Origin of the sequence: Methylocapsa sp. S129 (assembly GCF_009765995.1) — a bacterium.
Classification (GTDB): domain Bacteria; phylum Pseudomonadota; class Alphaproteobacteria; order Rhizobiales; family Beijerinckiaceae; genus Roseiarcus.
Genome location: NZ_LMUI01000020.1, coordinates 30710 through 44527, shown reverse-complemented (window position 1 = coordinate 44527; position 13818 = coordinate 30710). Strand labels below are relative to the sequence as shown.

Below are 13818 nucleotides of genomic sequence, written 5' to 3'. Positions count from 1 at the left end.
GAATAGCCTCTAACGCGTGATCAGCGTGCCGGCGCCGTGATCGGTCAGAAGTTCGATCAGCACGGCGTGCGGGATTTTGCCATCGAGAATGACCACGCCCTCGACCCCCTGCTCCAGCGCGTAAATGCACGTTTCGACCTTGGGGATCATGCCGCCGGTTATCGTGCCGTCAGCGATCAACCCGCGAATGTCGTCGACCTTCAGTTCCTTGATGAGCTCCTTGTTCTTGTCGAGCACGCCCGGCACATCGGTCAGTAGCAACAGGCGCTTGGCGCGCAGAGCGCCGGCGATCGCGCCTGCGAATGTATCGGCATTGACGTTGTAGGTCTCGCCATCCGCGCCTTGCGCCACCGGCGCCAGAACGGGGATCAGCTCGCGGCCAAGGATTTGCTCGAGCACGGTAATATCGACCTTATCGGGCTCGCCGACAAAGCCGAGATCAACGACATCCTCGATCTCCGAGCCGCCATTGCCGCTCCGAGGCGCGACTTTGCGCGCGATCACCATATTGCCGTCCTTGCCGCATAATCCGACCGCCCGGCCCCCTTGGGCGTTGATCGTGCCGACGATCTGCTTGTTGATGGCGCCAGCCAGCACCATTTCAACGATTTCGACCGTCGCCTTGTCGGTAATGCGCAGGCCGCCGGAGAATTTCGACTTGATGCCGAGTTTCTCCAGCATAGAGCCGATCTGCGGGCCGCCGCCATGGACAACGACCGGATTGACGCCCGATTGTTCGAGCAACACCATATCGCGTGCAAAATCGCGGCCCTTGGCTTCATCGCCCATGGCGTGGCCGCCATATTTCACCACGATGATCGCCTCATCGTAGCGCAGCATATGAGGCAGCGCCTGCACCAGGATTTCGGATTGCTCCTGTGGGCTGGCCTTGCGCATCTCGCTCATGGGGACTCCTGAATTTCTTGCGGCGCACTTCTAGCCGCTTGCGCCGCCAAGCTCAAACGCTTGCGCCTGCATTCAATGGATTGACGCCGTCAGCGCCGAACTTGCCCGAATCAGCCCGACCGTTTCGCCGTTCCAATTGCGTATCGGCGGTTCGAGGAGCGGCGCGAGCGCAATGCGTTCTTTCTCGCTCAAGGGGAGAAATCGGGCGATGACCGCCGCCATCGCCGTTTCGGCCGCGCGGGTGGCGCCGTCCTGACATTTAATCGCGACGCCAAGCCCCAATTCGGGAAAAGCCGCGCAATAAACGCCCTCCGCTCCCGTCTTCACGAAGGCGCGCTGCCCCAGCGCCTCCATCGCCAGGGAATCGAAACGTCCCGTGCCGGCGACAAGCGCGGGATGGGCGGCGACAGCCTCTCTGATTCGCTTGGCCGCCGAGGCCCTGGCGGGCGGAAGACAGCCGCCGCCAAATCGAGCGAAACCATGCGCGAGGGCATTCAGGGGAACCGCATAAGTCGGAATCCCGCAGCCATCGATCGCGCCGGCGTTGAGCCGCGTTTTCGTCATGTCCTCGATAGCGGCTTTGACTTCGCGCTGCACGAAATGTTCAGCTTTGACATAGCCCGAAGGCTCGACTCCCGCCGCGCAGCTCAAACAAATGAAACCGGCATGCTTGCCCGAACAATTGTTATGCAAGGCCGACGGCCTGGCGCCGCGCGCCGCCAGGCTCCGCGCAGCTTCAGCGCCCGACGGCCAATGGACGCCGCATTCCAGGGCTTCGACGCCGCGACCGCATTTTTCCAACATGGCGAGCGCGGTTTCCGCGTGAACCGGCTCGCCTGAATGCGAAGCGCAGGCAAGCGCGATCTCGGCCTGCGTCAGCGAAAAGCAATCCGCCGCGCCGCTTTCGAGGAGCGGCAGGGCCTGAAACGCCTTGATTGCGGAGCGCGGGAAAACCGGCGCCTGGACGTCGCCAAGCGTGAATACCGGGCGCCCGTCCCCATCGTAGGCGGCGACCGCGCCGCGATGCCGGCTTTCGACCCGATCGCCGCGAAAAGCTTCGACGAGAACCGGATCGTCCATTTGGCTCAACCGCGCCCCACGAAGGGCATTTTGGTCGCCATGATCGTCATCGTCAGAATATTGGCGGACAAGGGAAGACTCGCCATGTGAACAATGGCGTCGCCCACTTGCGCGGGGTCGATGGTCGGCTCGATGGCGATCCTGCCGTCAGCCTGCGGCACGCCTTTCGTCATTTTTCGCGCCATATCGGTCAGCGCATTGCCAATGTCGATCTGGCCGCAGGCGATGTCGTATTGACGACAATCGAGGGCGATCGATTTGGTGAGACCCGTGATGGCGTGTTTCGTCGCGGTATAGGGCGCCGAATTTGGCCGCGGCGCATAAGCGGAAATCGAGCCATTGTTGATGATGCGGCCGCCCTTCGGCGTCTGGCTTTTCATCATCAAAATGGCGCCCTGGGCGCAAAGGAACGCGCCGGTCAGGTTGACGTCGACCACGGCTTTCCATTGCTCGTAGGAAAGCTCTTCCATTGGAACGGGGGGCGCGCCGGCGCCGGCGTTGTTGAAAAGCAGATCGAGCCGACCAAACGCCTCGCCGGTTTTGGCGAACAAAGCCTTCACGGATTGCGGATCCCCGACATCGCATGGAAAGACGAGGGCGCGTCGATCGAGAGCGGCAATTTCCTTGGCCGTTTCGTCGAGCGGCTCGGGACGGCGGCCGGTCACCGCAACATGCCAGCCAGCCTTAGCGAGCGCCAACGCCGCCGCGCGGCCGATGCCGCCGCCGGCGCCAGTGATCAGAGCAAATTTATCTTCGGACATGAATGCCTTTCCCCCCGAGCGATCGCCGCCAGAGAATTATTATAGAGCGAAATGAGCGATTGCGCAGCTTTTGGCGTTCTTCATGGCTGGTTTCCACGAACGGCGAACCCATTTCGTGCGCTCCCGATATCGGGCGCGAGCCGCCAGATCAATGCGCCAATGACAAGCGCCCCGCCGACGATCGCCATGGGACCGGGCTTTTCACCGAAGGCAAGCAGAACCCACAGAGGCCCGAGCACGACATCGAGCATGCTGATCAGTCCCGCCTCCGCGGCCGGTATGTGCTTGGCGCCCTCCATGAAGAGGCAAAAAGCGACGCAGACGGTCATCAGGCCAAATATAGCCAGGACGATGAGGTCGAATGGCGTCAGGGCCGGATGAGGCGAGAAATTGAAACTCACGCCCGCCGCCGCAAGAGCGCCGAACGCGTTGATCGAGGTCATCGACATGCCGGGGTGACGGCGCTGGAGAACGATCATCAAGGCAAAGCCAACCGTCATGCCGAAGGAAAAGATTTCGCCGATCAGTCTGCCCGTCCCCACCGCGCTCGCCACCATCGTCAGGACGCCTGCGAACCCGATGCCCGCGGCGATGAGCGTTCGACGCGTCGTGCGTTCGCCGCCCACCAGGAAGGCGAGGCCCGCCGCGACAAACGGCAGGGTGGCGTAAATGACCATGACTTCGGCGACAGTCGTCGTTTTCAGGGCGGCGACATAGGCGCTGACCGCGATCGCCGAGGTCGCGATGAGCAGCGGCGCCAACGGTCCGAGCCCGAAATGAGGTCCGAGAGCGCCGCGTCGCCATTCGAAGACCGCCGCGGCGAGCATGAACATGCCGCCAAAAAAGGCGCGTCCGCACAGCATGGTCCAAGCGTCGAGATGGTCGACGAGTCTGGCGAAGAACCCCGCCGAACTCCACAGAATCGTTGCGATGAAGACGAGGATAAGCCCACGCCGGCGCGCCGAAATCCCGCCGAACATGTGTTCTCCGATCGTCCGATTCGTATTTGGGGCCGGAGAGTCTGTTCGTGAGAGGCGCACGTCAAGGCGTGAGTGGGATTTCGTCCACCTGAAAAATCGGCCCTGGCGACGGATTTATCCATTGATTGAGATTGGGCCGGATCGATAGGATTGCGGCGGCGGGGAGTTCCGCGCAACGCTTTGGAGGAAACCGCCGTGCCAGCGCTGACGCATCTCATCGAATTCGAAATTCCCGCCGAATGGGTCGATTATAACAATCATCTCAATGACGCCTATCATGCTGTCGCCTTCAGCCAGGCGGGCGACGTCTTCATGGAGCGCATCGGGCTAGGCCCGGAGGGGCGACAGACGACAGGTCGCACGATCTATACGCTCGCTTTGGTCATCCGCTATCTCGCGGAGGCCAAGCTCGGCGAGCGCATCGCGATCAGCATTCAAGTGTTGGAGACCGACCGCAAACGCGTGCGTTACTGGCTTGAGGCGCGGCGCGTCGGCGACAATGAGCTGGTTTCCACAAGCGAACAGGTTTTGATCTGCGTCGATCAGACTGGGGAGCGCCCGCGCGCCGCCGATTTTCCCCCAAACGTCGGCGCCGCGCTGCAGGCGGTCGCGGCGAGTCACACCGATTTGGCCATCCCGCTGGAGGCCGGACAAGGCCTCGCGCTCCGGCGCCGATCCACAAGTTCAGTAACACCCTGAGCCAGGGCGAATGAAGCGCCGCTAGCCTTCGGAAGCGCGCGCAGGCGGCGCAATCGCGGACCCGCTTTTCCGTAGGCGGGCTTTCAAACCGCCCGCCCATTTCACGAGATGATTGGCCGAATAGGAGAATGGCAGCGCAAAACTCCTCAGCACGGTGTCGAAACGGACATGTTCGGTACCGACTCCGAAAGTGATTCTCTCAAACTTCTCAGGGACATAGAGCGTCCCGAACAGCCAATCCCAGACTGACAGCGCGAAGCCGAGATTCTTATTGAAATGACGCGGCTGGTCGGAGTGGTGGATCTGGTGGTGAGCGGGACTTTGAAAGAGCCGCCCGGCGAGACCGGTGAAGGCGATCCACATATGCGAATGACGCAAATGCCCGATCGTGACGATGAACAGCATCAGGACGATATTGGCGTTGAGGAGGGTGAAGGGGTGGACGCCGGGTCCGAACAGATAAGTCAAAACGCCGAACACAGTTCCTGTGCATAGGAAGATGGCGTTCGCGAAGAATATGATTTCGACGGGATGGGTGCGCATTTCTGTCAACGTCGTCAGCACCTCCGCCGAATGGTGCACCTTATGGAATTCCCAAAGGGCGGGGATCGCGTGAAAGAGATAGTGGCTGATCCAGTAGCCGAATTCATAGGCGAGCAATTCGAGCAGCGTCGCGATCGTCAGAATCGTCCATAGAGGCCAGAGGCTGGGCTCGTGGGGACCAAAAACAGACGTCATCAGGGTCAGTGTGGCGTTGCGCCACAACAGGCTTCCGATCGCAAAGACCCCATAAGCTGACGTGAACACAAGCGTGTTAGCGACCCACAGCCGCACATCGAGGCGCGACGACGGATGCCAGACGATGCGCGCGGGGAAGATCGATTTGAAGAAGCCGGCGATGCTCATTCTGCGCCCGCGCTTGCGCCGCGCGTCGACATAGAAGAGCACGGTGAACAAGAGGGCGCCGCCAAGAGCGGCCGGCCCGTAAGGCGCATAAAGGTTGAATACGGATTGCAGGCGGTCCTGGATCAGCATCCAAGCCCAGGGCAGGAAGTCCATCGCGTTCACCGGCGCCAAGCGTAAGCGCTACCCTAGACCGCGAACGCCTTCCAATGGGTTAAACGGGCGACGCCAAAACCCGTGATCCTCTTAACCCCTCGCCGCCTTTTCGGCCTGATACAATGCGCGATAACGCCGCAAACGCGGCCCCGAGAGGGCGGCGCGGTCGGCGTGAGGCGTAAAGCTCCGGCTGACGGCAGGCCGCGTGCATATCGTCGCTTCATCTCCGGCGCCGGCCGCCAGCATCGCAAGGCGGGCGGCGCCCATTGCCGCGCCGGCGTCGGCGCTCTCGGCGAGATCGATCGTCAGGCCGGTCGCGTCGGCGATCATATGCCCCCAGAAAACGCTGCGCGCGCCCCCGCCCACGATCATCGTCGATGTCGGCTTCGCGCCGGCCGCGTCGATCACGTCGAGGCCATCGGCAAAAGAGAAAGCGACGCCCTCCATGACCGCAAAGGCCAAGGCGTCGGCGCCATGTTCCGCCCGCAGTCCCGCAAACAGACCCGTCGCAGCCGGATCGTTGTAGGGCGTTCGCTCTCCGCTCAGATAGGGCAGGAACACAGGCGCCGATGCGACATTGTCGGCCGATCTGGCGAAGGCTTCAGCTTCAGCGACGAGGCGGTCGATGTCACCCTTCCGCCCCAGAATACCGGCGATCCATGCGAGCGAAGCGGCGGCCGACAGCATCACCGCCATCCCATGCCAACGGCCCGGCAGCGCATGGCAGAACGCGTGCAACGTGCGCTCGGGCAGCGCGGCGAAGCGATCCGTCACGGCGAAAATGACCCCCGAGGTGCCCAGCGAAACAAGACCTTGGCCCGCCGCGACGGCGCCAACGCCAACCGCCGCGGCGGCATTGTCGCCGGCGCCCCCAGCGATGGGGACTGTGCGTCCCGCCAGACCCCATTGGCTGGCGATAGCGGGCGAAAGGTTGGCCGATAGCGCCGATCCTTCGACCAGGCGCGGCATGTTGGCGATGCTGAGCCCGGTCGCGCCCAAGAGATCGTCGTCCCATCGGCGTCGCGCGATATCGAGCCACAGCGTGCCCGAGGCGTCCGACATTTCGGAAACGTGCTCGCCGCTCAGCGTCAGGCGCACATAATCCTTGGGCAGCAGCACGCGCCTCGTCGCCTTGAACACATCAGGTTCATGTTGGGCGACCCATAACAGTTTGGGCGCGGTGAAGCCGGGCATGGCGATATTGCCGGCGCGCTGGCGGAAGTTCGGCAGACGCCGCTCGAGTTCGGCGCATTCGGCGAAGGACCGGCCGTCGTTCCAAAGGATCGCGGGCCGCAGAACCTTGTCGGCGCCATCGAGGAGAACCGCGCCATGCATCTGCCCGGAAAGGCCGATGCCGGACAAGCGCGCGAAAGCTTCAGGCCGGTTCCGTCTTATCCCTGCGACCGCTTCCTGAACGCCATTCGCCCAATCGGCCGGATCCTGCTCGCTCCACAGGGGCCGCGGCCTTGAAAGCGAGAGCGGGATGGAAACCTCGGCCAGAAGCGTTTGTCCCTCGTCGATCAAAACGGCTTTGATTGAGGAGGTGCCGATGTCTAGTCCAAGAAACACGCCCCCAGCCGACGCATTGTCCGACATCGTCTCGCCCCCCATTGCACGCGTTGCCGCTTCCTGGAGGCTCAATACACAAAAGCCCCGGCGTTGTCGCCGGGGCTCTCATTCTCAAACCGCTGCGCGGCTCAGGCGGCGCGCAGGTTGCCCGCGGAGGATTTACCCGTGCGCTTGTCGGCGACGATCTCGTAATTGACCTTCTGACCTTCATTGAGTTCGCGCAGGCCCGCCTGCTCGACGGCGCTGATATGGACGAACACGTCCTTGCCGCCATCATCCGGCTGGATGAAGCCATAACCCTTTGTCGCGTTGAACCACTTTACAGTTCCCGTAGCCATGGGAGCCTTCCCCAGAATTCGCAAGAGACGTAGCGCCAAAGCGCCGGCGGAATATCGATGGCGGGAGGGTCGTCAGCACGCATCGGCGATGCGAGGCCAAGTCGTCGGCCAGAATCGATGGCGGCTAAATAAGGGATCGCGATTCTGGAATCAAGACGGCTGGATTCAATGATTTGCCAGGCGCGTCCTCATGGCGGTCCGGCGACCGCCTCGCCTTGGCTTGCGCCGTCGCCTTGCGCTCCTATCTACAGCCGCCTAACGTCTCCGACATCCGCAACGATGCGAGACCGACAAGCGGCGCTATCGCGCCTGCCGCAAAATAATCCCCGAGGTCCTGATGCTTGAAATCCTGCTTGGCGAGGGCCGCCCTTTGCTCGCCGACGGCGCGACCGGCACCAATCTTTTCGAAATGGGCCTGAATTCGGGCGACAGCCCCGAACTTTGGAACGACGCCCATCCCGATCAAATTCACGCGCTCCATCAGAGTTTTATCGATGCGGGGGCGGACATCATTCTGACCAATAGCTTCGGGGGCAACCGGCGGCGGCTAATGCTGCATCAATTGGAGAGCCGCACGCGCGAATTGAACCGGCTTGCGGCGAGCATTGCGCGTTCAGCCGCGGCAAGCGCCGGGCGGCGCGTCGTCGTCGCCGGTTCGGTTGGACCGACAGGCGATCTGCTGGCGCCCCTTGGGCCGATCACCGAAGACGAGGCGTTCGACATTTTCGTCGAGCAGATCGAAGGGCTGAAGGAGGGCGGCGCGGATGTCGTCTGGATCGAGACGATGTCGGCGCCCGACGAAATTCGCGCGGCGGCGCGCGCCGCCGGCTCGCTCTGCATGCCCTATACGGTGACGGCGAGCTTCGACACGGCGGGCAAGACAATGATGGGCGTCGCGCCGGCCGCGCTGGCGGAACTGGTCTCATGCTTTGATCCAAAGCCGCTGGCCTTCGGCGCCAATTGCGGGGTCGGCGCTTCGGATCTTGTCATGTCGATCCTCGCGATGACGCAGGCGCGACCGGAGGCGGTGGTCATCGCCAAGGCCAATGCGGGAATTCCGCAATGGCATGGCGCTCATATCCACTATTCGGGCACGCCGGAACTGATGGCTGAATATGCGGGATTGGCGATCGACGCGGGAGCGCGCATCGTCGGCGGATGTTGCGGCTCAACCGCGGCGCATCTTGCCGCTATGCGCCGCGCGATCGATAGTCACGCGGCGGGCGGGCGGCCTCAATTGACTGACGTCGTCGCCGCGCTCGGTCCGCTTGTCGCCCCGCCGTCCACGGCTGAGGGCCAGACGCGCAAGCGGCGAAGAGATTCGGCGGCGCCGTGAACTCCAAAGCCAAACAGCGCGCCTGGACTCAGGCGCACGCGGAGCCGGAAGGCCCGAGCGAGGCGGAGGCGCGATCGACGGCTTCGCCTTCTCCCCTGACGGCCCCATCCGGCCGTCTTGCCTTTGCGGCAGCCGCGGGCGACGCTGGCGCGCGGCTCGATCGTTTTCTTGGCCTGGCCGCGAGCGAGCGTCGCCTCGCGCTGTCGCGCACGCGGCTCAAGACGTTGATCGAAGCCGGTTATGTCACCATCGACGGCCATGTCATTCGCGACGCCGCAACAAGACTCACCGAAGGCGCCCAGATCGAGGTTGAAGCGCCGCCGCCCGACGAATCGCCGCTCCTCGCGCAAGAGCTGCCTCTGAACGTCGTCTTTGAGGACCGGCATCTGCTGGTGCTGGACAAGCCGGCCGGTCTGGTCGTCCATCCCGCCGCCGGACATGAGGACGGCACGCTCGTCAATGCGCTGATCGCCCATTGCGGCGACAGCCTGTCTGGAATTGGCGGCGTCAGGCGACCGGGCATCGTCCATCGCCTCGACAAGGACACTTCCGGCCTACTGGTCATCGCCAAAACAGACGCCGCGCATCAGGGTCTGTCCGCCTTGTTCGCCGACCATGGACGCACCGGTTCGCTGGTGCGGGAATATCAGGCGCTGGTTTGGGGAGCGCCGCAGATGCCGGCAGGGACAGTCGATGCGCCGCTCGGGCGTCATCCGCGCCAGCGTGAGAAGATGGCTGTGGTCTCGGAGGAACGAGGCCGTCACGCCGTTACGCATTGGCGGCTTGAACAGCAGCTCGGCCCAGCCAGTCTTATCTCATGCCGGCTGGAAACAGGGCGCACCCACCAGATACGTGTCCATTTCGCGCATATCGGCCACCCGATTCTTGGCGACGCCGTCTATGGCGCAGGATTCAAGAGCAAGGCGGCCCAATTATCCGCAGAGGCGCAGCAGGCGTTGGCGCGACTTGGGCGCCAAGCATTGCACGCCGCGAAACTGGGATTTGTTCATCCCATCACTGGGGAAGAATTGCTGTTCCAAAGCGCGCCGCCTGATGATTTATCAAATCTTATCAAGATATTGCGGCGGTAGAAGCGGAGGGCGCGGAAGCCGGCCGAAGATTTCTTCATGAACAAAATGTCATGTTCATGCTTTCCAACGCCTAATCTTGGCCCTCTTTCGGCCACGGTCAGGCGACCTTATATAGTGCAGTGCGGTGCGCTTTTGCGGCCGCCGGAGACCGCCCGATCTGGGGGATCCGAAAGGAGGACCTTATGGCCGCCGCCCTACCAATGATTGCCGGAGAATCCGGCCTTTCCCGTTATCTCGCTGAGATCAAGCGGTTCCCGATGCTGGAGCCGCAGGAAGAATATATGCTGGCCAAGAGCTGGCGCGAACATGGCGACCGCGATGCGGCGCACAAGCTTGTCACCTCGCATTTGCGGCTGGTGGCCAAGATAGCGATGGGCTATCGCGGCTACGGCTTGCCGATCGGCGAGGTTATTTCCGAAGGCAATGTCGGCCTCATGCAGGCGGTCAAACGCTTCGAACCGGAAAAAGGCTTCAAGCTCGCGACCTACGCGATGTGGTGGATCAGGGCGTCGATTCAAGAATATATCCTGCGCTCCTGGTCGCTTGTGAAAATGGGCACCACGGCGAGCCAGAAGAAGCTGTTCTTCAATCTACGTAAGGCGAAGAGCAAGATTTCGGCGTTTGAAGAAGGCGATCTGAAACCGGACCAGGTGGCGCTGATCGCCACGCGGCTTGGCGTGCCCGAGCAGGACGTCATCGACATGAATCGGCGCCTCGGCGGCGACGCCTCCTTGAACGCGCCTTTGCGCGAAGAGGGCGAAGGCGAGTGGCAGGACTGGCTGGTTGACGAGAGTTCGAGCCAGGAAGCCGTCCTGGCCGACCGCGAAGAAAGCGATGTGAGATTGGATGCGCTGAAGAGCGCCCTGAGCGTTCTGAACGAGCGCGAGCGGCGCATTTTCGAGGCCCGGCGTCTCGCCGACGAACCCGTGACGCTCGAAGATCTCTCCACGGAGTTCGGCGTCTCGCGTGAGCGCGTTCGTCAGATCGAGGTCAGGGCCTTCGAAAAGGTGCAGGCGGCGGTCAAGGCGGGCGTCGCGCTCGCCCAGGTTCCCGCGCAGGCGCCGCACGCTTTGCCGGCCATGTGACCACCAGGTACAGCTCTCCGGCGCGTGCCCGTCACCCCGGTGGACGCGCGCGGCCTGGCTCAAACCTCCTGGGCCGCGCGACGCGATAAAGTCGCCTGCCCGTTGCGGACCGTAAGGCGCATGAGCCGTCCCCATCAACGAACCATGGATGGGGACGGATTCAATTGTCGCACATTTCCTCTACAGCGCTTTATCCGTTACGGTTGCGACGTCGGACTTGAAGCTCTTCGACGCCGCGCCTCAACCTTTCCGAGAGAGGTTTCCATGAAAATCATCCGTCAGCGCCGCGGTCTGACCCTGCGCAAGATGCTCCTGACCGCCGCTGCGATGGGCGCGGTTCCATTGTCGGCTTTCGCGAAGGATTTGCCGCCAACCCCCGAAGGCGCGCAGAAGCTCAGCGCGATTTTCGCGACCTATCTCGGCACGCCGCCCGCGGGCGCGCCCTCGTCGATTACGGTCGTACCCGAGGATGGACATTATGATGTCGCCGTCGACCTGGCGGCTATGGCGGCGCCGCTCAAGGACACAGGCTTTTCGCTAGACCCCGCCACAATCAAATATCAACTGACCGAACAGGACGACGGAACCTGGCGCGTGGCGGGAGACGCCTTCCCGTCCATTTCTCTGCGCGTCAAGAACGTCGCCGAATCCATTGAGATCAACGGCTATAAATTCGAAGGAATCTTCGATCCCGCGCTCGCCGTGTTCAAGAGTTCGCAACTCAGCCTCGACAACCAGAAGGTCAAGGCTCATGGGCCGCAAATCGACGAAACAATTGACATCAACGCGCTGAAACTTGTCCAATCCGCCACTCCAGCAGCAGACGGCGCCATCTCGCTTGCCGCCCATGAAGACTTTGGCGCTACGACAATGGCGATCTCGGTGACGCCCGCGAACGCGGCGCCTGACGCCAAACCAGTCCCGATTTCCGTGCAACTCGCCGCCGCTCTCGCCGATATCGGCCTGGACGGCGTGTCGATCCATAAAGCTCTGGATGTTTGGGCCTTTGTCGTCGCCCATCCAAACCGCGCCGAAATCGCGGCCAACGAACCTGCCTTCAAGGAGCTATTGCGCGCTCTAGTCCCGGTCAATTTCAAATTGACCGAGAAGGTCGAGACGAAACAGATTTCGGTGGAGGCGCCGCAGGGGCGCTTTGGGCTGACGGGCGCAAGGTTCGGCGTCGTGGCGGCCTCGGCGCCTGGGGCGAAGAGTTCGGCGGAATATGATTTGGCGATGGATGGCCTGTCATTACCGGCCGGCCTGCTGCCGTCCGCGATGAGCGACCTCGTGCCCACTGCGTTCAACATCGATATAAAGGCCAGCGGCTTTGATCTTGGCGCGGGCGCCGACGAAGCGATCAACGACCTGCATTTTTCCGGAGACGGACCCGTCATCGCCGAGGCCGATGGCGCGTCGATCTTCGCCAAAATGAAAGGCGGCGCCCCGATCGCCATTGAACTTCTGCCATCTCACGTGGTCGCCCCGCAGATCGATCTGACTGTCGAAGGTCAAGTCCATATCGAGGGCGCACGGCCAAGCGGTACGATGAAAGTTCGCGTTCGTAATTTCGACAAGACCGTCGCAGCGATCAAGGCTCTCGGCCCGTTGGCGTCGCCGCAAATGCTGGGTGGCCTCGCGTTAGCCAAGACGCTCGGCAAATCTGAGAGCGACGGCGCGCTGACCTGGGTCGCCGAATATGGCGTCGACGGCGCAATCAAAGTGAATGGAATGCCGCTCGGCAAAGCGCCGTAACGGCCGCTTATGCGGCGGGCGTCGATCAGTCCTGCAAAATCGCGGCGCGCGTTGCGAAAGCGGCGAGCGCTGCTGAAATAAGGACATTCCAGTTCGCAAGCGACAGGCCGAAAATGCGAATCTGGACTTCGTCGCAGCGCACAACCTTGATGTGCTGCAATTCGTTGAGAAAATCCGCAACCTTGGGGGCGCCGGCGATCGCGCCTGTGCAGTCGTCCGGCCCCTTCCAAAGCGCCCATTCGACGCCAGAGTGATAAATTCCGAGCCCGGCGTTGACCGCGAAGATCAGGACGAGGCCGATCAATCCGGCCACAGCAATCGACCGCGCGCGGCCCGTCGCGGCATAAGCGACAAGCGCGGCGAGCGGAACGGCGCCGTAGTAGGCGATGCGCTCCTTCAGACAGAGTTCGCAGGGGACGATGCCGAATCCTTGAAATATCCAGGCCCCCGCCAATGTCGCGGCGGCGGCGGCGGCGATCAGGACGGCCCAGCCGCGACGCGTATCGAGATTGAAGGTTTTGACCTGAAGCATCAGAGCATCCGCGCGGCGATCCAGAAACCGATAACGATGACGATCGCGATGAGCCCGAGGAATAGGGCGAAATGACGCTCCAGCGCGATCCGCAGGGGATCGCCAAACCAGTTGAGCGCTCCGGCCAGAATAAAAAACCTCGCGCCGCGCGTCACGATGGAGAGCAGCACAAAAATTGCGAAGTTATAGCCAAGCAGGCCGCTCACGATCGTCACGAGCTTATAGGGGATCGGCGTCAAGCCCTTCACCAGGATGACGAGCGCCCCCCAACGGGCGTAGGTCTCCTTCAGCATCGCCATCCTGTCGGCATAGCCGTAGAGATGGATCAGCCATTGCCCCAGCGTGTCATAGAGCAGAGCGCCGATGCCATACCCCACCACGCCGCCGGCGACCGAGGCGACGGTGGCGATCGCCGCATAACGCCAAGCGCGCCGAGGGGTCGCAAGCGACATCGGGATAAGAATCACGTCAGGGGGAATGGGGAAAAAAGAGCTCTCAGCGAAGGCGATCGCCGCCAGCGCGAATGGGGCATGTTTGCTCTCGGCAAGCAACAATATCCGTTGATAGAGGCGCTTGAACATTAATCCGGGATCGCATGCATGCGGCTCTGATAGAGGAGAGGCGCGAACG

General features: G+C 62.5%; 14 protein-coding genes. 5 read left to right on the top strand and 9 right to left on the bottom strand.

Annotated features, from left to right (window positions below):
• Positions 1-9: 9 nt before the first annotated feature.
• From argB to GSQ90_RS12895, 4 genes are all read right to left on the bottom strand, one after another.
• Positions 10-906 carry an acetylglutamate kinase gene (argB, locus tag GSQ90_RS12910; protein WP_174247477.1) on the bottom strand — a complete coding sequence of 299 codons (897 nt, stop codon included), beginning with the start codon at positions 904-906 and terminating at the stop codon, positions 10-12.
• Positions 907-978: 72 nt separating this feature from the next.
• A complete protein-coding gene (locus tag GSQ90_RS12905) occupies positions 979-1986 on the bottom strand; it encodes an asparaginase (RefSeq protein ID WP_158815249.1) in 1008 nt (335 codons plus the stop codon).
• Between the two features lie 5 nt (positions 1987-1991).
• Positions 1992-2747, bottom strand: a complete 756-nt coding sequence (locus tag GSQ90_RS12900) for an SDR family oxidoreductase (protein WP_158815248.1) — start codon at positions 2745-2747, stop codon at positions 1992-1994.
• 80 nt (positions 2748-2827) lie between these two features.
• Positions 2828-3727, bottom strand: a complete 900-nt coding sequence (locus GSQ90_RS12895; RefSeq protein ID WP_158815247.1) for a DMT family transporter — start codon at positions 3725-3727, stop codon at positions 2828-2830.
• 195 nt (positions 3728-3922) lie between these two features.
• On the opposite strand from GSQ90_RS12895, the gene GSQ90_RS12890 reads away from it, so the two are divergent.
• A complete protein-coding gene (locus GSQ90_RS12890; protein WP_158815246.1) occupies positions 3923-4426 on the top strand; it encodes a thioesterase family protein in 504 nt (167 codons plus the stop codon).
• A 21-nt stretch (positions 4427-4447) separates the two neighbouring features.
• Here the strand turns inward: GSQ90_RS12890 and GSQ90_RS12885 are convergent, their stop codons facing one another.
• The 3 genes from GSQ90_RS12885 to GSQ90_RS12875 all read right to left on the bottom strand — a co-directional run bounded on the left by GSQ90_RS12885 (position 4448) and on the right by GSQ90_RS12875 (position 7392).
• Positions 4448-5494 (bottom strand): sterol desaturase family protein, encoded by a 1047-nt coding sequence (locus GSQ90_RS12885; RefSeq protein ID WP_246731603.1) that lies wholly within the window; start codon positions 5492-5494, stop codon positions 4448-4450.
• A gap of 81 nt (positions 5495-5575) precedes the next feature.
• On the bottom strand, positions 5576-7081 hold the full coding sequence (gene xylB, locus GSQ90_RS12880; RefSeq protein ID WP_158815244.1) for a xylulokinase: 1506 nt from the start codon (positions 7079-7081) through the stop codon (positions 5576-5578).
• A gap of 101 nt (positions 7082-7182) precedes the next feature.
• Positions 7183-7392, bottom strand: a complete 210-nt coding sequence (locus GSQ90_RS12875) for a cold-shock protein (RefSeq protein ID WP_158815243.1) — start codon at positions 7390-7392, stop codon at positions 7183-7185.
• Between the two features lie 337 nt (positions 7393-7729).
• Here GSQ90_RS12875 and bmt point away from each other — a divergent pair, with 337 nt between their 5' ends.
• The 4 genes from bmt (at position 7730) to GSQ90_RS12855 (ending at position 12656) form a co-directional block, all read left to right on the top strand.
• On the top strand, positions 7730-8728 hold the full coding sequence (gene bmt / locus GSQ90_RS12870) for a betaine--homocysteine S-methyltransferase (protein ID WP_158815242.1): 999 nt from the start codon (positions 7730-7732) through the stop codon (positions 8726-8728).
• Positions 8729-8823: 95 nt separating this feature from the next.
• Positions 8824-9819 carry an RluA family pseudouridine synthase gene (locus GSQ90_RS12865; protein ID WP_158815517.1) on the top strand — a complete coding sequence of 332 codons (996 nt, stop codon included), beginning with the start codon at positions 8824-8826 and terminating at the stop codon, positions 9817-9819.
• Positions 9820-10001: 182 nt separating this feature from the next.
• Positions 10002-10904, top strand: a complete 903-nt coding sequence (gene rpoH, locus GSQ90_RS12860; RefSeq protein WP_158815241.1) for an RNA polymerase sigma factor RpoH — start codon at positions 10002-10004, stop codon at positions 10902-10904.
• Between the two features lie 264 nt (positions 10905-11168).
• Entirely contained in the window at positions 11169-12656 is a 1488-nt protein-coding gene (locus GSQ90_RS12855; protein ID WP_158815240.1) for a hypothetical protein, read from the top strand.
• 25 nt (positions 12657-12681) lie between these two features.
• On the opposite strand, the gene GSQ90_RS12850 is transcribed toward GSQ90_RS12855, so the two are convergent.
• The gene (locus tag GSQ90_RS12850; RefSeq protein ID WP_158815239.1) at positions 12682-13188 is read right to left on the bottom strand and encodes a disulfide bond formation protein B; all 507 of its coding nucleotides are present in this window, start codon (positions 13186-13188) and stop codon (positions 12682-12684) included.
• Positions 13188-13769 (bottom strand): YqaA family protein, encoded by a 582-nt coding sequence (locus tag GSQ90_RS12845; RefSeq protein WP_158815238.1) that lies wholly within the window; start codon positions 13767-13769, stop codon positions 13188-13190. Before GSQ90_RS12845 ends, GSQ90_RS12850 begins: the two co-directional genes overlap by 1 nt.
• Positions 13770-13818 lie beyond the last annotated feature (49 nt).